This window comes from Mycobacterium sp. 852002-51613_SCH5001154 (assembly GCF_001667425.1).
Classification (GTDB): domain Bacteria; phylum Actinomycetota; class Actinomycetes; order Mycobacteriales; family Mycobacteriaceae; genus Mycobacterium.
Genome location: NZ_LZII01000083.1, coordinates 114,256 through 131,934, shown reverse-complemented (window position 1 = coordinate 131,934; position 17,679 = coordinate 114,256). Strand labels below are relative to the sequence as shown.

The following is a 17,679-nucleotide window of genomic DNA, read 5'->3' as shown; positions in this document are numbered from 1 at the left end:
CTACCGCCGGATGTAGAGGCGCAGCGTCGCGTAGGAAGTCAGGCCGGCCATCGACACGCCGAGCAGGAACAACCACGGCGAGATGTAGAGGATGTCGGCATAATCGACCTTCGCGATCAAATGAGCTTGGTAGAACTGACTTAGCGCGTTGTCCAGGAACCACGCCCGCACCAGGACCAAGCCGACGACCGCGATGGCCACACCGATCGCCGCGGCCAGCATCGCCTCCACCAAGAAGGGCAACTGCGTGTACCAGCGGCTGGCGCCGACCAGCCGCATGATCCCGATTTCGGTGCGTCGGGTGTACGCGGCGACTTGGACCATGTTGGCAATCAGCAGGATTGCCCCGACTGCCTGCACCAGGGCGACGGCGAACGCGGCGTTCCGCAAACCGTCCAGAACGGCGAACAACCGGTCGATCAAATCCTTTTCGTTGAGGATGCTGCGCACGCCGGGCTGACCCTGCATCGCGGCATCGAACTCCGAATGTTGTTCGGGGTTGTTGAGCTTGACGATGAACGACGCCGGAAACGATTCCTTGCCGGCCACGTCCTTGAACTCCGGGAACTTCTTGATCGCGTCGTTGTAGGCGTCCGGCCGGTTGACAAAGCGCACCGACTTGACGTCTTGCCGAGCATCGATCTTGTCCCGCAGCGCTTTACACGGACCGGACGCGCACGTCGCGTCGTTGGCGGAGATGTCGTCGGTGAGAAACACCTGTGTCTCGACCCGGTCGAGATAGATCTCCCGCGAGTTGTCGGCCAACCGGACCACCAGCAGACCGCCGCCGAACAAGCCGATGGAGATGGCCGTCGTAAGGATCATGGCGGCCGTCATCGTGACGTTGCGGCGCAGCCCGGTCAGGACCTCGTTGAATAGGAAGCCAAAGCGCACTTAGCGGTCCATCCCGTAGATGCCGCGCTGCTCGTCGCGGACCAGCCGTCCCAGAGACAGCTCCACGACACGCTGACGCATCGAGTCGACGATGTGGTGGTCGTGGGTGGCCATCAGCACCGTCGTCCCCGTGCGGTTGATCCGCTCCAACAAATCCATGATGTCCTTACTGGTATCCGGGTCCAGATTGCCGGTCGGCTCGTCGGCCAGCAGAACCAGGGGCCGGTTGACGTAGGCGCGCGCGATCGCCACGCGTTGCTGCTCGCCACCAGACAACTCGTGTGGCAGTCGGTTGGCTTTGCCGGACAGGCCGACGGTTTCGAGCACCTCGGGCACCACACGGTTGATCGCGTCGGTCCGTTTGCCGATCACTTCCAGCGCGAAGGCGACGTTCTCGTAGACGGTCTTCTGCTGCAACAGGCGAAAGTCCTGGAAGACGGTTCCGATCACCTGACGCAGCTTCGGCACGTGACGACCGCGCAGCTTGTTGACGTGGAACTTCGACACCCGGATGTCGCCGGTGGTCGGGTTCTCCTCGCCGAGCAGCAGCCGCATGAACGTCGACTTGCCGGAGCCCGACGGACCGATCAGGAAGACGAATTCACCCTTGTCGATTTTGACGTTGACGTCCTCCAACGCCGGACGCGCCGACGCTTTGTACTTCTTACTGACATGGTCCAGGGTGATCATCACGGCACGCCAGTGTAGCCGTGAATTTCGCTGGCGAGCCAAGTCAACTGGCTGGCAGCGGTGAACTAGGCGCCGGCCCGGGCCCCGGCTGCGGTAGCTGAGGCGGCGATGTGGTGGCGCTCGTACTGGGTGGGCAGAAGGGCGGCGGCAGCAGGCAAGGCAGCTGCGGCAGCTGCACCGGCGGCGTCGTCGTGGTCGTCGTCACCGGGGGCGGGGGCGGTGGCGGCGGCGGTGTGCTCGTCGGGGTCGGCGTGTAGGTGGCGGTGGGCGCCGGCTGCTGCACGCGGCTGCGCGGCACCCAGGTGTAGTTGGGGTCGGGCACGAAACCCGGCGGCACCACTTGCTGCGCCGGTGGCTTGGGCGCCGGCTCCGGACGGTAGGTGTCGTAGACCCACCACACGACGAAAAAAGCGACGATCAACACCAAGGTCGACGTGCGAACTCGCCCGCCGAACATGTATTGCGGCCAGCGACGGTCCGCATCCGAGTCGTCGCTGCGCTTCTCGAAGATGCTCAGGGTGAACTTCAACGCTTCTGCACCGCACCTTGCACGTCATTGTCGATTCGCTCTTCGGCGGCCTGAGCGGCCGGGACCGACGGGTCATCCACCAGGCCCACCGTCGCGTCCGCCGCAGTCACGATGCCGACACGGGCCAGCGCCCGAATGACCAGGACACGCAGTTGCCGGCCCGCCTCGAACTGCTTGCCGGGCAGGGTCCGGGCCACCAGTCGCAGGGTGACGGTGTCGACTTCGATGCTCTCCACGCCCATCACGGTGGGGGCGTCCAACAGCAAGTCCCCCAACACCGGGTTGTCCATGGCGCGATCGCATTCCTGGTGCAACACCTCGTTGACCCGGTTCAGGTCGGCGCTCGTGGACACCGGGATGTCCACCACCGCGCGCGCCCAGTCCTTGGACAGGTTGACCACCTTGACGATCTGCCCGTTCGGGATGGTCAACACTTCGCCGTCCGGCGAGCGCAGTCGGGTCACCCGCAGCGTCACGTTCTCGACGGTGCCGCTGGCCTCCGTCGCGGAAACGACGGTAAGCGTGACCAGGTCTCCGAATCCGTACTGCCTTTCGGCCAGGATGAAGAACCCGGACAGCAGGTCTCTCACCAGCTGCTGCGCACCGAAACCCAGCGCGGCGCCGACGACGGTGGCCGGCGCGACCAGTCCCCCCACCGAGAACTGCAGCACGTCGGCGATCTGCATCATCACCCAGATGCCGATGAGCACCACCGACACCCAGGAGATCACCGACGCCATAGCCTGGCGGTGTTTCGAGGCTTCCGACCGAACCAGCGCGTCGCTCTCGGCGAAGCCCAGGTTGAGCTGACGGGTCACCTGCTGCGCGACCCAGTTGACGAACCGGGCGGCCAACACCGCCACGATCAGCACCATCACGATCCGCAGACCGCGGGTGATGATCCATTGCCCGACGTCACCGCGCCAGAAGTCGTGCCAGCCCAGCGCCTTTATCGACGCGGTCGAGGCGAGAAGAGTTGTGTTAGTCGTCATCTTTTCGATTGCGCCACCGGATTCCCGCTTCCAGGAATCCGTCGATGTCTCCGTCCAGGACGGCCGCCGGATTGCCGACCTCGTACTCGGTCCGCAGATCCTTGACCATCTGATACGGGTGCAGGACGTAGGAGCGCATCTGGTTGCCCCACGAACTGCCGCCTTCGCCTTTCAATGCGTCCAGCTCCGCGCGTTCTTCGGAACGCTTGCGCTCCAACAACTTTGCCTGCAGCACGCGCATCGCCGAGATCTTGTTCTGCAGTTGCGATTTTTCGTTCTGGCAAGTCACGACGATACCCGTTGGGATGTGGGTTAAACGAACCGCCGAGTCGGTGGTGTTCACGGATTGGCCGCCGGGACCGCTGGAGCGGTAAACATCCACGCGCACATCGCCTTCCGGAATGTCGATGTGGTCGGTGGTATCCACCACGGGAAGAACCTCGACTTCGGCGAATGACGTCTGACGTCGACTTTGGTTGTCAAACGGGCTGATCCGCACCAACCGGTGGGTGCCCTGCTCGACGGACAACGTGCCGTAGGCAAACGGAGCGTGCACCGCGAAGGTCGCGCTCTTGATGCCCGCCTCCTCGGCATAAGAGGTGTCGAACACTTCGACGGGGTACTTGTGCTGCTCGGCCCACCGGATGTACATCCGCATCAGCATCTCGGCCCAGTCGGCGGCGTCCACCCCGCCGGCGCCCGATCGGATGGTGACCAGCGCCTCGCGCTCGTCGTACTCCCCCGAGAGCAGGGTGCGCACCTCGGTGGCCTCTATATCGGCGCGCAGCGCCTTGAGCTCGGCGTCCGCCTCGGCGAGCGCGTCCGCCGCGCCCTCCTCGGTCGCCAGCTCGTAGAGCACCGGCAGGTCGTCGAGGCGTCCCCGTAACTCCTCGATGCGCCGCAGCTCCCCCTGGGTGTGTGACAACTCACTGGTCACCCGCTGCGCACGGGCCTGGTCATCCCACAATTGGGGATCGGACGCCTCGTGCTCGAGCTTCTCGATGCGGCTGCGCAGACCGGCCACATCGAGCACCCGCTCCACCGTGGTCAGGGTGGAGTCAAGGGCGGCGATATCGGCTTGACGGTCGGGTTCCACAGCGGACAACGTTACCGGGAGCCGCCGAGCGCCTCGGCTCCCGGCGAGTGCTCAGGCCACGACCAGCGGTCATGCGTTTAGCATCGAGTCACGATCATGTGCGCCCCGCGCTGCGCGCCGACAGTCCACCGCGCGCTAACCGGGCACGAATAGAAGGTCGAGTATGCGCCCATACCACGTTGCAATCGTCGGCTCCGGACCGTCGGGATTCTTCGCCGCGTCATCCTTGCTGAAGGCGGCCGATGGGTCCGAGAACGTCGAGGTAGCCGTCGACATGCTGGAAATGCTGCCCACCCCGTGGGGGCTGGTGCGCTCCGGCGTGGCTCCCGACCACCCGAAGATCAAGTCGATCAGCAAGCAGTTCGAGAAGACCGCCGAAGATCCCCGCTTCCGGTTCTTCGGCAACGTGGTGGTCGGTGAGCACGTGCAATCCAGTGAGCTGGCCGAACGCTACGACGCCGTCGTCTATGCCGTCGGGGCGCAGTCCGACCGCGCGCTCAACATCCCTGGTGAGGACCTGCCGGGCAGTGTCGCCGCCGTCGACTTCGTCGGTTGGTACAACGCGCATCCCAACTTCGAGGAGGCGACGCCCGACCTCTCGGGCGCCCGCGCCGTGGTCGTCGGCAACGGCAATGTGGCGCTCGACGTGGCGCGCATCCTGGTCACCGATCCCGACGTGCTGGGCGTCACCGACATTGCCAATCACGCGCTCGAGTCGCTGCGGCCGTGCGGCGTCGAGGAAGTGGTGGTCCTCGGGCGGCGCGGGCCCCTGCAGACCGCCTTCACCACGCTCGAGCTGCGTGAGCTGGGAGACCTCGAAGGGGTTGACGTCATCGTCGACCCCGCCCAGCTGGAGGGCATCACCGACGAGGAGGCCGCCGCGGCCGGCAAAACGGCCAAGCAGAACATCAACGTGCTCCGGGGTTATGCACAGCGCGACCCGCGCCCCGGGCACCGCCGGATCGTGCTGCGATTCATGACCTCGCCGATCGAGATCAAGGGCGAGGACAGGGTGGAACGCATCGTGCTGGGCCGCAACGAACTGGTGACCGACGAGAACGGGCGGGTATCAGCCAAGGACACCGGCGACCGCGAGGAACTGCCGGTTCAGCTGGTGGTGCGGTCGGTCGGCTACCGCGGTGTGCCGACCCCGGGGCTGCCGTTCGACGAGAAGAGCGCCACGATCCCCAATACCGCGGGCCGGGTGGACGGCAGCCGCAACGAATACGTCGTCGGTTGGATCAAGCGCGGTCCGACCGGTGTCATCGGCACCAACAAAAAGGATTCCCAGGACACCGTCGACACCCTGCTCGCCGATCTGGACCGCGCGAAAGACGGAGGTCTGGCCGAGTTCCCCGAGGACCACGCCGACAAGTTGGCAGAATGGCTCGCTTCGCGCCAGCCCAAGCTGGTGACCTCGGCGCACTGGGAGATCATCGACCGCCATGAGCGTGCGGCCGGCGAGCCGCATGGGCGCCCCCGCGTCAAGCTGCCCAACCTGGCGGAGATGCTGCGGATCAGCCACGGTTGATCAGGAGGTGACGGTGGCGAGCAGCTCGGGCGCGTCGAGCCCGGTCAGCCGCCGGTGCATGGCCCAGGCAATCCTGGCGGCCTGAACCTTCGCCCGGTCCGCGGCCGGTCCGCGGTACATGTCGTCGACCGTGCCGTGCCAGATGGTGAGCCACCGCAGGAAGTGGCGGTTGGACAGCGGGGTCCGCCGGTGAATGTCCCGGTGCGCCTGCAGCGCACTACCCCGGTAGCGTCCCGCGCGAAAGAGCACCGTCTCCCAGAAATCGCACATCGTCGGAATGTGTGAGTCCAAGCCGACGGCCCGCAGTTCGGCAAACGGCTCCGCCAACACCTCGTCGTTGAGCGCCCTTCCATAAAAGCGGCGCAGCAACGCCTCCACGTCGGCGCGGTCGCTCAGATCCGCCCCCGTTTCAACCATCGCCAGCTCCTGGATTCGTCACAGGTTGCTGCACCGGATCGCCAGCACGGAATGCGTCGCGTTGCAGGCCGGCTCAGCGGTATGACAGTCGGTGACCAACAACTGGCCCGCTTCGGAGTGGGCGCCGATGTACTGCTCCGCACTGCCCCGCACGATCGCGGACTCCACCCGGATGTCGGGATACAGCCGCGTCCATCGCGCGAGCCGTCGACTCAATTGCGCTTGCGCCGAACGCGTTCCGTCGCCGGCATCGTGCGCGTCCGCACCCTGGCATACCCAGAGCGCGCGCAGTGTCGCCCCGCGCAGCCTCGCCTCTTCGAACGCGTACCGCAGCACCATGCCGTTGCCGGCGTCGACCACGACGCTGGCGACCTTCGGAGGCGCCGACCGTCTCGCCGGCTGATGGATCACGGCCACCGGGCACTGTGCCGAGCGGGCCAAGGAGGTTGCGACGGAGGTTTCGCCGTGACAGGCATGGTTGAGGCCAATCGAACCGATACACATCATGGCCGCCGACCTAGACTCCTCGGTCAGCTTGGTCAGCGGCCTCCCGCAAACAATCTCGGTTTCGACCTTGACGCGAACGCCGGTGGCGTCGACGGACCGATGGGCGTCGGCCAGCGCCGTCCGCGCGCCGGCCAGGCGCGTCTCGCAGGCCTGTGCGGTGGGGGCGTCCTGCGGATCGACGACGCACACCAACCGCATCGGGATATCCCGGCCGGCCGCCTCATCGACCGCCCACAGAGCCGCCTGCCTCGCCGCCCTCGACCCGTCCACCCCTACGACGATTGCCGGACCCGGATAGCTATTGCTCATCACGGTCTCCTCTGCTGAGCTGTACGCGGGGAACATTCACGTCGCTCAGCCACGACCGTATGACCGGGAATGCCTCTGTCCCAGGGGCATTGGTCCCGAAATCGAGGCCATTGGCCCCTAGGGAGCGGCGAGGGCGATGTTGGCTTTGCCCCGGCACGACAACCGAATTCAGGCTTGAAGACGGGAGACTCGCAGATGGCCGCTCAACAGGCCGCTCGACAAGCATCCTCGCAGCCCCTGGTCGGCAAAGGCTGGATCCAGGGCGTCGCCCTGGTGATGATTTTCGGCTTCCTGGTCATGGGCATCCTGGCCTACCGCACGTACTCGGCGTCGATGCCGATGCCGGACAAGGTCGTCAACGAGTCGGGCCAGCTGCTGTTCACCGGCGACGACATCACCCGTGGGCAGGAGCTCTACCAGACGCGCGGCCTCATGGAATACGGCTCGGTGCTGGGGCATGGCGCCTACCTGGGGCCCGACTACACCGCGGAATACCTGCGGATGGCGACGCAGGACGTCGGCGATCAGCTGCGGGCGCAGGGGGTGGCCGATCCGCGTGACCGGGTGGTCACCGAATTTCGCACCAACCGCTACAACGGCACCACCAAAACGTTGGTGTTCACCGACCGGCAGGCCGCGGCGTTCGACCACATTCAGCGCCACTACGCCGCCTTCTTCGGCGAGAACTCGACCAAATACGGGCTGCTCCCCCAGATGATCACGGATAAGGCGCAGATCCACGACCTGACCGCGTTCTTCGCGTGGACGGCCTGGGCGGGCGCGGCCGAACGCCCCGGCCACAAGTACAGCTACACCAACAACTGGCCGGCGGAATCCCGCGTCGACAACGGGCCCACCGCGGCGGTGATCGTGTGGTCGGCGCTGTCGCTGATTGCGTTGCTGGGCGGAATCGGCGTCATGTTCGCGGTCTACGGGCGCTGGAGCCAGAAGGTCGGCTGGCACGGCGCAGAGTCGTCCACGCTTTCCTTCCGCGAGCCGGGTGAGGTGAGCCTGACGCCCGCGCAGCGTGCCACGATCTGGTTCTTCGCGATCGTGTCCGTGTTGTTCTTGGCGCAGACGCTGCTCGGCGCGGCGGCCGAGCATTACCGGGCCGACTTGTCGAACTTTTTCGGGCTGGATCTGGCCCGGGTGCTGCCGTACAACCTGGCCCGCACCTGGCATGTGCAACTGTCACTGTTCTGGACCGCGGCGGCTTTCCTGGCCGGGGGCATCTTCCTGGTGCCGTTCATCGCGCGCCGCGAGCCGCGCCGTCAGGGCTTGCTGGCCTACGTGTTGCTGGGCGCGGTCGCGGTGGTGGTGTTCGGATCGCTGATCTGCGAGGCACTCTCCATCTACGGAGTGATCCCGCATGGGCTGCTGTCCCAGCAGTGGGAGTATCTCGATCTGCCGCGGCTGTTTCAGATCCTGCTGATCATCGGCCTGTTCGTGTGGATTGCGATCATCTTCCGGGGCATGCGTGCCCGGCTCAAAGGCGAATCGAAGATGAACATGCCGTGGTTGTTCTTCTTCTCCGGGCTGGCGATCCCGGCGTTCTACACCGTCGGGCTATTGGCAAGCAGCGGCACGCATTACACCGTCGCCGAATTCTGGCGGTTCTGGGTGGTGCACCTGTGGGTCGAGGACTTCCTCGAGTTGTTCACCACGGTGATGGTGGCCTACATGTTCGTGTTGCTCGGCGTGGTGCGCGAGCGAATCGCGCTGGGCGTGATCTTCCTTGACGTCATTCTGTACTCCGCGGGCGGGGTCATCGGCACCATGCACCACCTGTACTTCTCGGGCACGCCGGTGGAACACATGGCGCTGGGCGCATTCTTCTCGGCGGCCGAGGTCATTCCGTTGACCTTTCTCACCGTCGAGGCGTGGGCATTCCTGCAGCTGGGTTCGCGGCAGCAGTCCGGCGACAGCAAGCCCTTCCCGCATCGCTGGGCGGTCATGTTTCTGGTCGCCGTCGGATTCTGGAACTTCTTGGGGGCCGGCATTTTCGGCTTCCTGATCAACCTGCCGATCGTGTCCTACTACCAGATCGGCACCGCGCTGACCGCCAACCATGCCCACGGCGCGATGATGGGCGTCTACGGCATGCTCGCCGTCGGCCTGGCCATGTTCGCGTTCCGCTACGTGATCCCGGCCGACAAGTGGCCGGAGAAGCTGGCGCGAACCTCGTTCTGGTGCATGAACATTGGTCTCGCGTGGATGGTGTTCGTGACTCTGCTGCCGCTGGGCGTCCTGCAGCTCTACCACTCGGTCAACGACGGCTACTTCGAGGCGCGCTCCCTGGGCTACATCACCAGGCCCGGCAACGCCGTCCTGGAATGGCTCCGGCTGCCCGGCGACGTCATCCTGATCGTCGGCGGTGTGCTGCCGTTCGTCTGGATCGCATGGACGGCCTTGCGGAACTTCCGGACGGGTTCAACGGTGCAGGAGTTGCCCGAACATCCGCTGTACGTCGAAGCCCCGACCGAGCCGGAGACCGGTGCCGCGGTGTCGGCGAGGGACTGACCGGTGACTCAGCCGGCCGCCTCCGTATGGCTGATCGCCGGGTATTCCCTTGGCCTGCTGGCCATCGGGTGGAGTTTCGACTCGATGGCCCGACGGGCGTCGGCGCGCGCGGCCCGTTGGCGCACAGGCCAATTCACCTACCGCCCCGACCATGACGCCTGGGTGTGTCCACAGGACCACTGGCTGTGGCCGACTTCGTTCGATCCGCGGCACCGGGTCATGCGATATCGCGCCCAACCGGTGGTGTGCAACAGCTGTCCCGTCAAGTCCAGCTGTACGACGTCCGATCACGGCCGGGAGATCAGCCGCGAGGTGGACCCGTGGCCGCACTCGGATGCTGGGCGGTTCCACCGCGGGATCGCCTGCTGCGTGGCCGCCTTCGGCATCGTGTTGCCGCTGGCCATGTTGGTCGCCAACCACTCGGGTGCCGACGTGTTGGTCTTGACCGGCACCATCGGGGTTGTCGCGCTGCTCGGCCAGCCGCTGGTCCGCCACTTGTGGAACACCCCGTCCAATGCGCCGGAGCACCTTCCGCACCGCACCGCGCTCGAGGACCAGGCGGCCGCGGCGATAGAAAGGTATTCCACCCGCTGGGGCGGCTGGGAAAGCAAGGAGGGCAAGCCAACATGACCACCGTTGTGATCGTCGTTGTCGCCGGGATTGTCGCGCTTGCCGTGCTCGCGCGGTGGTCCCTGGCAGTGCTGCGCGAGTACGAACGCGGAGTCGTCTTCCGGATGGGGCATGTGCGCCCGCTCTACGGTGCCGGGCTTCGTCTCCTTATCCCCTTTCTGGACAAGATGATCCGCGTCGACCAGCGGCTGGTGACGCTGACCATCCCCCCTCAGGAGGTGATCACCCGCGACAACGTGCCGGCCCGGGTCAACGCGGTGGTCATGTTCCAGGTGATGGAGCCGCTGAAAGCGATTCTGGCGGTGGAGAACTACGCGGTGGCCACCTCCCAGATCGCCCAGACCACGCTGCGTTCGCTGCTCGGCCGGGTCGATTTGGACACCCTGCTGGCACACCGGGAGGACCTCAACAGCGATCTGCGCACGATCATCGAAAAGCAGACCGAGCCCTGGGGCGTGCAGGTCCGGGTCGTGGAGATCAAAGACGTCGAGATTCCCGAGTCGATGCAGCGGGCGATGGCGCGCGAGGCCGAGGCCGAACGGGAACGCCGCGCGAAAGTCATCAACGCCCGCGGGGAGCTGCAGGCCTCCGAGGAGCTGCGTGAAGCGGCGGAGACACTCTCGAAGAGCCCCGCCTCGCTGCAATTGCGTTACCTGCAAACGCTGTTGGAATTGGGCGCGGACCAGAATTCAACCGTCGTCTTCCCGCTGCCGGTAGACATCATCACGCCGTTCTTGCGGCATCCGGAGGCGCTGCGGGGCATCGTCGACAACTTCAACAATCGCGGGTGACAGGTAAGCGCCCGCCCGCGGCCGGCTGACCGCGCTACACCGGGGGCGCCGCGGACGGAGCGAACCTCCAGTTGTCCGGATTCTTCGGCGAGTACACCACCGGAAGCAACTGGCCCATGGTCGGCCATTGGTCGACGTCGACGGCCATGCGCTGATACACGGCGTGCTCGCTGACGGTGGGCCCGTTGATCACACCGGCGATGGTGACGAACTGTTCACCGGTGGCCTCCGGGCGTGGACTCACGCCGGTGACCAGCAACGTACCGTTCAGCACCTCGCCGCGCGGGCCGCGTGGCAGGAACCGCTGGGCAAGAGCGACCGCCAAGACGGCCGCCAACAGGAACAGCACACCGAATTCCCACACGCCGCCATGGTAGGGCCGTGATAGGACTGCGTCATGAGCCGGGACGATCTGACGTTGGCGCTGACGCTGGCCGACCGCGCCGCCGCGCTGACGTCGGCGCGGTTCGGGGCACTCGACCTGCGCGTTGACACCAAGCCGGACCTGACCCCGGTCACCGACGCCGATCGCGCGGTGGAGACCGAGCTGCGCGAGGCGCTGGACCGCGAGCGGCCGCACGACAGCATTGTCGGCGAGGAGTTCGGCGGAACCACCACCTTCACCGGACGCCAGTGGATCATCGACCCCATCGACGGCACCAAGAACTTCGTGCGCGGCGTGCCGGTCTGGGCCAGTCTCATCGCGCTGCTCGAAGACGGTGTGCCCACGGTCGGCGTCGTCAGCGCCCCCGCTCTGCAGCGTCGGTGGTGGGCGGCGGGCGGCAACGGCGCCTTCGTCGCGGTCGACGGCGCACCGCCCCGTCGGCTCTCGGTTTCCGCTGTGGCACAACTCGATTCGGCGAGCTTGTCGTTTTCCAGCTTGTCCGGCTGGGCGCAGCGCGGCCTACGGGAACGCTTCATCTCGCTGACCGACGCGGTGTGGCGGGTGCGCGCCTTCGGCGACTTTCTCTCCTATTGCCTGGTGGCCGAGGGGGCGATCGACATCGCCACCGAACCCGAGGTGTCCGTCTGGGACCTCGCGGCCCTCGACATCCTGGTGCGCGAGGCGGGCGGGACGTTCACCGGCCTGGACGGCGTCGCGGGACCGCACCGCGGCAGCGCGGTGGCGACCAACGGGCCGCTGCACGAACTCGTGCTTCGCGGCCTCGATGCCGGCGGTCTGTGAATTAGTTAACAACTGTTCTCTGTGATCTTACTCCGGAGTAAGATAGGTTTATCCGCACTGCCCCGACTACTACAGGCTGCCGACATGACCGACACTGGCTCCGGTTCAACACAGACTTCGAAATCCGCCCGCTCGCGTCGCAAACGAAAAGACCAGCAGAGCGGGATCGGGCTGCAACCCCACAAGCGCACCGGCGTCGACATCGCCATCGCGCTGCTCACTCCGCTGATGGGCCAGGAATTCCTGGACAAGTACCGCCTGCGCGATCCGGTCAACCGGGGGCTGCAGTACGGCACCAAGACCGTCTTCTCCACCGCCGCCACTGCCTCCCGCCAGTTCAAGCGGCTGCAGAATCTGCGCGGCGGACCGACCCGGCTGAAGTCGAGCGGCAAGGACTACTTCGACCTGACGCCCGACGACGACCAGAAGATGATCGTCGAGACCCTCAGCGAATTCGCCGAGGAGGTGTTGCGGCCGGCGGCGCACGACGCCGACGAGGCGGCGACCTACCCGCCCGACCTGATCGCCAAGGCCGCCGAGTTGGGCATCACCGCGATCAACATCCCGGAGGACTTCGACGGCATCGCCGCGCACCGCTCCAGCGTGACCAACGTGCTGGTGGCCGAGGCGCTCGCCTACGGCGACATGGGTCTCGCGCTGCCGATCCTGGCCCCCGGCGGCGTGGCCGCCGCGCTGACCCACTGGGGCAGCGCGGACCAGCAGGCCACCTATCTGCACGAGTTCGCCGGCGAGAATGTTCCCCAGGCCTGCGTCACGATCGCCGAGCCGCAACCGCTGTTCGACCCCACCCGTCTGACGACCACCGCGGCGCGCACACCGAGCGGCTACCGCATCGATGGCGTGAAGTCGTTGGTCCCGGCGGCGGCCGACGCCGAGTTGTTCATCGTCGGAGCGCAGCTCGACGGCAGGCCCGCCCTGTTCATCGTCGAGTCGTCGACGAAAGGCCTTACCGTCAGGGCGGATCCGAGCATGGGTATCCGCGCGGCCGCCCTGGGCCACGTCGAGCTGTCCGGCGTCACGGTCCCGCTGAGCGCGCGGCTGGGCGAGGACGAGGCGACCGATGACGACTACTCGGAGGCCATCGCGCTGTCCCGGTTGGGCTGGGCGGCGCTGGCGGTGGGCACCTCGCACGCGGTGCTCGACTACGTCGTGCCCTACGTGAAGGAGCGCGAGGCTTTCGGCGAGCCGATCGCGCATCGTCAGGCCGTCGCGTTCATGTGCGCCAACATCGCGATCGAGCTGGACGGACTCCGGCTGATCACCTGGCGTGGGGCCGCCCGCGCCGAGCAGGGCCTGCCCTTTGTCCGCGAGGCGGCGCTGGCCAAGCGGCTGGGCGCCGACAAGGGTATGCAGATCGGCCTGGACGGCGTGCAGCTGCTCGGCGGCCACGGCTTTACCAAAGAACACCCGGTCGAGCGCTGGTACCGCGACCTGCGGGCCATCGGCGTCGCCGAGGGCGTCGTAGTTATCTAACACGAGCTGAAAGTTCAACCATGGCAATCAATCTGGAACTGCCCCGCAAGCTGCAGGCGGTCGTCGTCAAGACCCATCAGGGCGCCGCGGAGCTGATGCGACCGATCGCGCGCAAGTACGACCTCAAGGAGCACGCCTACCCGGTCGAACTCGACACGCTGTACAACCTGTTCGCCGGCGCCTCGGAATCGATCGAATTCGCCGGGGCCGACAACCTGGGCGATGAAAACAAAGACCGGGACCAAAACCACAACGGCGCCAACATGGCTGCGCTGCTGCAGACCCTGGAGGCCTGCTGGGGCGACGTCGCGATGATGCTCTCGGTCCCCTACCAGGGCTTGGGCAACGCCGCCATCTCCGCGGTGGCCACCGAAGAACAGCTGGAACGCCTGGGCAAGGTGTGGGCGGCGATGGCCATCACCGAGCCGGGTTTCGGCTCCGACTCGGCGGCGGTGTCGACCACCGCCAAGCTGGACGGCGACGAATACGTGATCAACGGCGAGAAGATCTATGTCACCGCCGGTTCGCGCGCCACGCACATCGTGGTGTGGGCCACGCTGGACAAGTCGCAGGGGCGCGCGGCGATCAAGTCGTTCATCGTCCCGCGCGAGCACCCCGGCGTCACCGTCGAGCGACTCGAACGCAAGCTTGGCATCAAGGGCTCCGACACCGCGGCGATCCGGTTCGACCACGTCCGCATCCCCAAGGAAAACCTGCTGGGAAACCCCGAAATTGAGGTCGGCAAGGGCTTTTCGGGCGTGATGGAGACCTTCGACAACACCCGGCCCATCGTCGCGGCCATGGCGATCGGCGTCGCCCGGGCCGCCCTCGAGGAAATTCGCAAGATCCTCACCGAGGCCGGCGTGGAGATCTCCTACGACAAACCGTCGCACGCGCAGAGCGCCGCTGCTGCCGAGTTCCTGCGGATGGAGGCCGACTGGGAGGCCGCTTACCTGCTGGCGCTGCGGGCGGCGTGGCAGGCCGACAACAAGATCCCCAACTCCAAAGAGGCGTCGATGAGCAAGGCCAAGGCCGGCCGGATGGCCAGCGACGCGACCCTCAAGTCCGTCGAATTGGCTGGTACGACAGGCTATTCCGAGCAATCGATGCTGGAGAAGTGGGCGCGCGACTCCAAGATCCTGGACATCTTCGAGGGCACCCAGCAGATCCAGCAGTTGGTGGTCGCCCGCCGCCTGCTCGGGCTGTCGTCGGCCGAGCTCAAATAGCGACCGCGTTCAGCTGCTCGCGCACGTCGCCGTCGAGTTCGATGGACGCGACGTCCAGGTTCTCCTCGAGGTGTCGCACCGACGACGTTCCCGGGATCAGCAGCACGTTGGGCGCCAGGCTCAGCGTCCACGCCAACGCGACCTGCGCCGGCGTGCGTCCCAGCCGCTCGGCGGCGTCGACCACGAGTTGGTGGGTGAGCACCGGGTTGGGCCGCATGAAGGCGGCCCCCAGGGGGAAGAACGGAACGAACGCGATCCCGCGCGCCGCGCACTCGGCAAGAACCGGCGCCGCCTCGCGCTCAACCAAATTGAACGCGTTTTGCACACAGGCGATTTCGGTGCGCTCGCACGCATGCCGTAGGTGTTCGCGGTTGACGTTGCTCAGCCCGATGCCGCCGATCAGGCCCTGGTCGCGGGCTTCGATCATGACCGAAAGCTGGTCGTCGAACAGCTGATCCGGCCCGTCGCTTTCGAACACGCGCAGGTTGACCGCGGCCAGCTGGTCGACACCGAGGGCACGCAGGTTCGTCTCGATGTCGCGGCGCAAGTCGGACGGCGCGTCGACCGGCAGCCAGCCGCCGCTGTCGTCGCGACGGCCGCCCACCTTGCTCACCAGTGCCAGGTTCTCCGGATAGGGATGCAACGCCTCGCGGATCAGCTCGTTAGCCACGTCGGGACCGTAGAACTGGGCGGTGTCGATGTGGTCGACGCCGAGTTCGACCGCCCGCCGCAGCACGGCCAGCGCCTCGTCGCGGTCCCGGGGCGGCCCGAACGCGTTCGGGCCCGGCAACTGCATGGCGCCGAAGCCCACCCGGGAGACCGAAAAGCGACCGAGTGGAAAGGAATCCATACCGTGAGGTTAGCGTCGAGGCATGGACACGTTTCAAGCGCTCGTCGCTCGCGAAGATGGTGACCGGATAACCGCGTCGGTCGAGACTTTGAGTCAGTCGGACCTGCCGGCGGGTGAGGTGACGATCCGGGTGCTCTATTCAAGCGTCAACTACAAGGACGCGCTCGCGCTGACCCCCGGCGGCGGCGTGGTGCGCAGCTACCCCGTGGTGCCGGGTATCGACCTGACCGGCGAGGTCGTCGAGTCGCAGTCACCCGACTTCAGCGTCGGCGAGAAGGTTTTGGCCCACGGGTACCAGATCGGCACCGGCCACCACGGCGGCTACGCCGAATACGCGAGACTGCCGGCCGACCAGGTCGTTGCCCTCGGCGCATTGAGCCCGCACGAGGGCGCCGCGATCGGCACCGCCGGCTTCACCGCCGCGATGAGCGTGCAGGCGCTGATCGACTGGGGCATCGAACCCGGCGCCGGTTCGGTGGTCGTCACCGGCGCCTCCGGCGGTGTCGGCTCCGTCAGCGTGGACCTGTTGGCCGCCAAGGGGTATCGGGTGGTCGCCTCGACCGGCAAGGAGGGGGCGGCCGAGCTGCTGAAAGAGCTTGGCGCCGCGGAGGTTATCGGCCGGCTGCCGGAAGACCCCGACGCCAAACCTCGGCCGTTGGCCAAGGCGCGCTGGGCGGCCGCGGTGGACTGCGTCGGCGGGGCGACCCTGGCCGACGTGCTGAGCACCGTCGACTACGGCGGTGCGGTGGCCTGTAGCGGCCTCACGGGTGGCCCGGGATTGAAGACCACGGTGATGCCGTTCATCCTGCGCGGCATCGCTCTGCTCGGGATGGATTCGGTGCAGATGCCGATCGGCCCGCGCCGCAAACTGTGGGCGCTGCTGGGCGATTCATTGCGGCCGCGTCATCTCGACGCACTCACCAGCGACGTTGACATCAAAGATGTGGTCGATGTGCTGGACCAGGTGCGGGCCGGCAAGTTCACCGGGCGGGCGGTGGTGCGGGTCGCGGGCGGATTCTGAGCCGGCAGTAGGCTGACCGACCATGCGAGCTGCACGGGTGATTCGGCTGGACGGTCCGGACGCGGTCGAGGTGGCGGAGATCGACGAACCGTCGGGTGACGGCGTGGTCGTCGATGTGTACGCCGCCGGTGCCGCCTTCCCCGACGCCCTACTGACCCGGGGCCTGTACCAGTACCGCCCCGAGCCGCCGTTCGTGCTGGGAGCCGAGATCGCCGGTGTCGTGCGTTCGGCGCCGGATGGCGCACACGTGCGGGCCGGCGACCGGGTCGTCGGACTGACGATGCTGTCCGGCGGCATGGCCGAGGTCGCGATCCTGCAACCCGACCGGGTGTTCAAGCTCCCCGACAACGTCAGTTTCGAGGCGGGCGCCGGCCTGCTGTTCAACGACCTCACGGTGTACTTCGCCCTGACCGTGCGCGGCCGGCTGGCCCAGGGCGAGACGGTGCTGGTGCACGGCGCCGCCGGCGGCATCGGGACCTCGACGCTGCGGCTGGCATCGTTGCTCGGGGCGTCGCGCACCATCGCGGTCGTCAGCACCGAACAGAAGGCGGACGTCGCGACCGCCGCCGGGGCCACCGATGTGGTGCTGGCCGACGGGTTCAAGGACGCGGTCAAGGAGCTCACCGGCGGCCGCGGCGTCGACGTCGTGCTCGACCCGGTCGGCGGCGACCGGTTCACCGACTCGCTACGCTCGCTCGCCCCGGGCGGCCGGCTGCTGGTCGTGGGTTTCACCGGCGGCGACATCCCCACCGTGAAGGTGAACCGGTTGCTGCTCAACAACATTGACGTGGTCGGCGTGGGCTGGGGCGCCTGGACGGCGACGCATCCGAACGCGCTGGCCGAGCAGTGGGCCGGACTGGAGAAGTTGCTCGCCTCGGGTCAGTTGGCTCCGCCCAACCCTGAGGTCTATCCCCTGGACGACGCCGCCGCGGCGGTCGCGTCCCTGGAGAACCGCACCGCCAAGGGCAAGGTCGTGGTGCGCGTCCGCGACTGACG

The 17,679-nt window shown here is 66.8% G+C and carries 18 protein-coding genes; 9 read left to right on the top strand and 9 right to left on the bottom strand.

Annotated features, from left to right (window positions below; genetic code table 11):
* The 5 genes from ftsX to prfB are packed head-to-tail and all read right to left on the bottom strand — an operon-like array spanning position 1 to position 4,201.
* Positions 1-894 carry a permease-like cell division protein FtsX gene (gene ftsX, locus A5750_RS22465; RefSeq protein WP_066952190.1) on the bottom strand — a complete coding sequence of 298 codons (894 nt, stop codon included), beginning with the start codon at positions 892-894 and terminating at the stop codon, positions 1-3.
* Positions 895-1,584, bottom strand: a complete 690-nt coding sequence (ftsE, locus tag A5750_RS22460) for a cell division ATP-binding protein FtsE (protein WP_066952188.1) — start codon at positions 1,582-1,584, stop codon at positions 895-897.
* A 43-nt stretch (positions 1,585-1,627) separates the two neighbouring features.
* Positions 1,628-2,113 (bottom strand): hypothetical protein, encoded by a 486-nt coding sequence (locus A5750_RS22455; RefSeq protein WP_067265757.1) that lies wholly within the window; start codon positions 2,111-2,113, stop codon positions 1,628-1,630.
* Positions 2,110-3,105 (bottom strand): mechanosensitive ion channel family protein, encoded by a 996-nt coding sequence (locus A5750_RS22450; protein ID WP_066946526.1) that lies wholly within the window; start codon positions 3,103-3,105, stop codon positions 2,110-2,112. The genes A5750_RS22455 and A5750_RS22450 overlap by 4 nt, the downstream gene beginning before the upstream one ends.
* Entirely contained in the window at positions 3,095-4,201 is a 1,107-nt protein-coding gene (prfB, locus tag A5750_RS22445) for a peptide chain release factor 2 (protein WP_066946531.1), read from the bottom strand. Before prfB ends, A5750_RS22450 begins: the two co-directional genes overlap by 11 nt.
* A 163-nt stretch (positions 4,202-4,364) precedes the next feature.
* Between prfB and A5750_RS22440 the strand changes: the two genes are divergently transcribed.
* Positions 4,365-5,732 (top strand): FAD-dependent oxidoreductase, encoded by a 1,368-nt coding sequence (locus tag A5750_RS22440; RefSeq protein WP_067265754.1) that lies wholly within the window; start codon positions 4,365-4,367, stop codon positions 5,730-5,732.
* Here A5750_RS22440 and A5750_RS22435 read toward each other — a convergent pair whose 3' ends face one another.
* Together A5750_RS22435 and A5750_RS22430 are read right to left on the bottom strand one after the other, a co-directional pair.
* Entirely contained in the window at positions 5,733-6,149 is a 417-nt protein-coding gene (locus A5750_RS22435; protein ID WP_066946538.1) for a group III truncated hemoglobin, read from the bottom strand.
* A gap of 18 nt (positions 6,150-6,167) precedes the next feature.
* Positions 6,168-6,965: a universal stress protein gene (locus A5750_RS22430; protein WP_067266194.1), complete on the bottom strand. Its 798-nt coding sequence runs from the start codon at positions 6,963-6,965 to the stop codon at positions 6,168-6,170.
* Positions 6,966-7,160: 195 nt separating this feature from the next.
* On the opposite strand from A5750_RS22430, the gene A5750_RS22425 reads away from it, so the two are divergent.
* Genes A5750_RS22425 through A5750_RS22415 form a run of 3 tightly spaced genes read left to right on the top strand, consistent with a single transcriptional unit; the run spans position 7,161 to position 10,906 of the window.
* Positions 7,161-9,485: a nitric-oxide reductase large subunit gene (locus A5750_RS22425; RefSeq protein WP_067265752.1), complete on the top strand. Its 2,325-nt coding sequence runs from the start codon at positions 7,161-7,163 to the stop codon at positions 9,483-9,485.
* Between the two features lie 3 nt (positions 9,486-9,488).
* Positions 9,489-10,115, top strand: coding sequence for a hypothetical protein (locus tag A5750_RS22420; protein ID WP_067265750.1), 627 nt, complete (start codon positions 9,489-9,491; stop codon positions 10,113-10,115).
* Positions 10,112-10,906: a slipin family protein gene (locus A5750_RS22415; RefSeq protein ID WP_066946548.1), complete on the top strand. Its 795-nt coding sequence runs from the start codon at positions 10,112-10,114 to the stop codon at positions 10,904-10,906. The genes A5750_RS22420 and A5750_RS22415 overlap by 4 nt, the downstream gene beginning before the upstream one ends.
* A gap of 34 nt (positions 10,907-10,940) precedes the next feature.
* Here A5750_RS22415 and A5750_RS22410 read toward each other — a convergent pair whose 3' ends face one another.
* The gene (locus tag A5750_RS22410; RefSeq protein WP_067265747.1) at positions 10,941-11,270 is read right to left on the bottom strand and encodes a hypothetical protein; all 330 of its coding nucleotides are present in this window, start codon (positions 11,268-11,270) and stop codon (positions 10,941-10,943) included.
* A gap of 33 nt (positions 11,271-11,303) precedes the next feature.
* On the opposite strand from A5750_RS22410, the gene hisN reads away from it, so the two are divergent.
* From hisN to A5750_RS22395, 3 genes are all read left to right on the top strand, one after another.
* Positions 11,304-12,092 carry a histidinol-phosphatase gene (gene hisN / locus A5750_RS22405; RefSeq protein WP_067265744.1) on the top strand — a complete coding sequence of 263 codons (789 nt, stop codon included), beginning with the start codon at positions 11,304-11,306 and terminating at the stop codon, positions 12,090-12,092.
* 84 nt (positions 12,093-12,176) lie between these two features.
* Positions 12,177-13,586: an acyl-CoA dehydrogenase family protein gene (locus tag A5750_RS22400; RefSeq protein ID WP_067265741.1), complete on the top strand. Its 1,410-nt coding sequence runs from the start codon at positions 12,177-12,179 to the stop codon at positions 13,584-13,586.
* Positions 13,587-13,606: 20 nt separating this feature from the next.
* Positions 13,607-14,812 carry an acyl-CoA dehydrogenase family protein gene (locus A5750_RS22395; RefSeq protein ID WP_067265738.1) on the top strand — a complete coding sequence of 402 codons (1,206 nt, stop codon included), beginning with the start codon at positions 13,607-13,609 and terminating at the stop codon, positions 14,810-14,812.
* On the opposite strand, the gene A5750_RS22390 is transcribed toward A5750_RS22395, so the two are convergent.
* A complete protein-coding gene (locus tag A5750_RS22390) occupies positions 14,805-15,662 on the bottom strand; it encodes an oxidoreductase (RefSeq protein WP_067265735.1) in 858 nt (285 codons plus the stop codon). The genes A5750_RS22395 and A5750_RS22390 overlap by 8 nt on opposite strands.
* Before the next feature lie 22 nt (positions 15,663-15,684).
* Here A5750_RS22390 and A5750_RS22385 point away from each other — a divergent pair, with 22 nt between their 5' ends.
* Both A5750_RS22385 and A5750_RS22380 read left to right on the top strand, forming a co-directional pair.
* Positions 15,685-16,683, top strand: coding sequence for an acryloyl-CoA reductase (locus tag A5750_RS22385; protein ID WP_066946568.1), 999 nt, complete (start codon positions 15,685-15,687; stop codon positions 16,681-16,683).
* Between the two features lie 22 nt (positions 16,684-16,705).
* Positions 16,706-17,677, top strand: a complete 972-nt coding sequence (locus A5750_RS22380; protein ID WP_066946571.1) for an NADPH:quinone oxidoreductase family protein — start codon at positions 16,706-16,708, stop codon at positions 17,675-17,677.
* The last annotated feature ends 2 nt before the right edge of the window (positions 17,678-17,679 follow it).

Bases quoted from the DNA above. Each gene is read 5' to 3' on its own strand.
- ftsE (WP_066952188.1), bottom strand. From the start codon at position 1,584: ATGATCACCCTGGACCATGTCAGTAAGAAGTACAAAGCGTCGGCGCGT.
- A5750_RS22450 (WP_066946526.1), bottom strand. From the start codon at position 3,105: ATGACGACTAACACAACTCTTCTCGCCTCGACCGCGTCGATAAAGGCG.
- A5750_RS22440 (WP_067265754.1), top strand. From the start codon at position 4,365: ATGCGCCCATACCACGTTGCAATCGTCGGCTCCGGACCGTCGGGATTC.
- A5750_RS22435 (WP_066946538.1), bottom strand. From the start codon at position 6,149: ATGGTTGAAACGGGGGCGGATCTGAGCGACCGCGCCGACGTGGAGGCG.
- A5750_RS22430 (WP_067266194.1), bottom strand. From the start codon at position 6,965: ATGAGCAATAGCTATCCGGGTCCGGCAATCGTCGTAGGGGTGGACGGG.
- A5750_RS22425 (WP_067265752.1), top strand. From the start codon at position 7,161: ATGGCCGCTCAACAGGCCGCTCGACAAGCATCCTCGCAGCCCCTGGTC.
- A5750_RS22415 (WP_066946548.1), top strand. From the start codon at position 10,112: ATGACCACCGTTGTGATCGTCGTTGTCGCCGGGATTGTCGCGCTTGCC.
- hisN (WP_067265744.1), top strand. From the start codon at position 11,304: ATGAGCCGGGACGATCTGACGTTGGCGCTGACGCTGGCCGACCGCGCC.
- A5750_RS22400 (WP_067265741.1), top strand. From the start codon at position 12,177: ATGACCGACACTGGCTCCGGTTCAACACAGACTTCGAAATCCGCCCGC.
- A5750_RS22395 (WP_067265738.1), top strand. From the start codon at position 13,607: ATGGCAATCAATCTGGAACTGCCCCGCAAGCTGCAGGCGGTCGTCGTC.
- A5750_RS22390 (WP_067265735.1), bottom strand. From the start codon at position 15,662: ATGGATTCCTTTCCACTCGGTCGCTTTTCGGTCTCCCGGGTGGGCTTC.
- A5750_RS22385 (WP_066946568.1), top strand. From the start codon at position 15,685: ATGGACACGTTTCAAGCGCTCGTCGCTCGCGAAGATGGTGACCGGATA.
- A5750_RS22380 (WP_066946571.1), top strand. From the start codon at position 16,706: ATGCGAGCTGCACGGGTGATTCGGCTGGACGGTCCGGACGCGGTCGAG.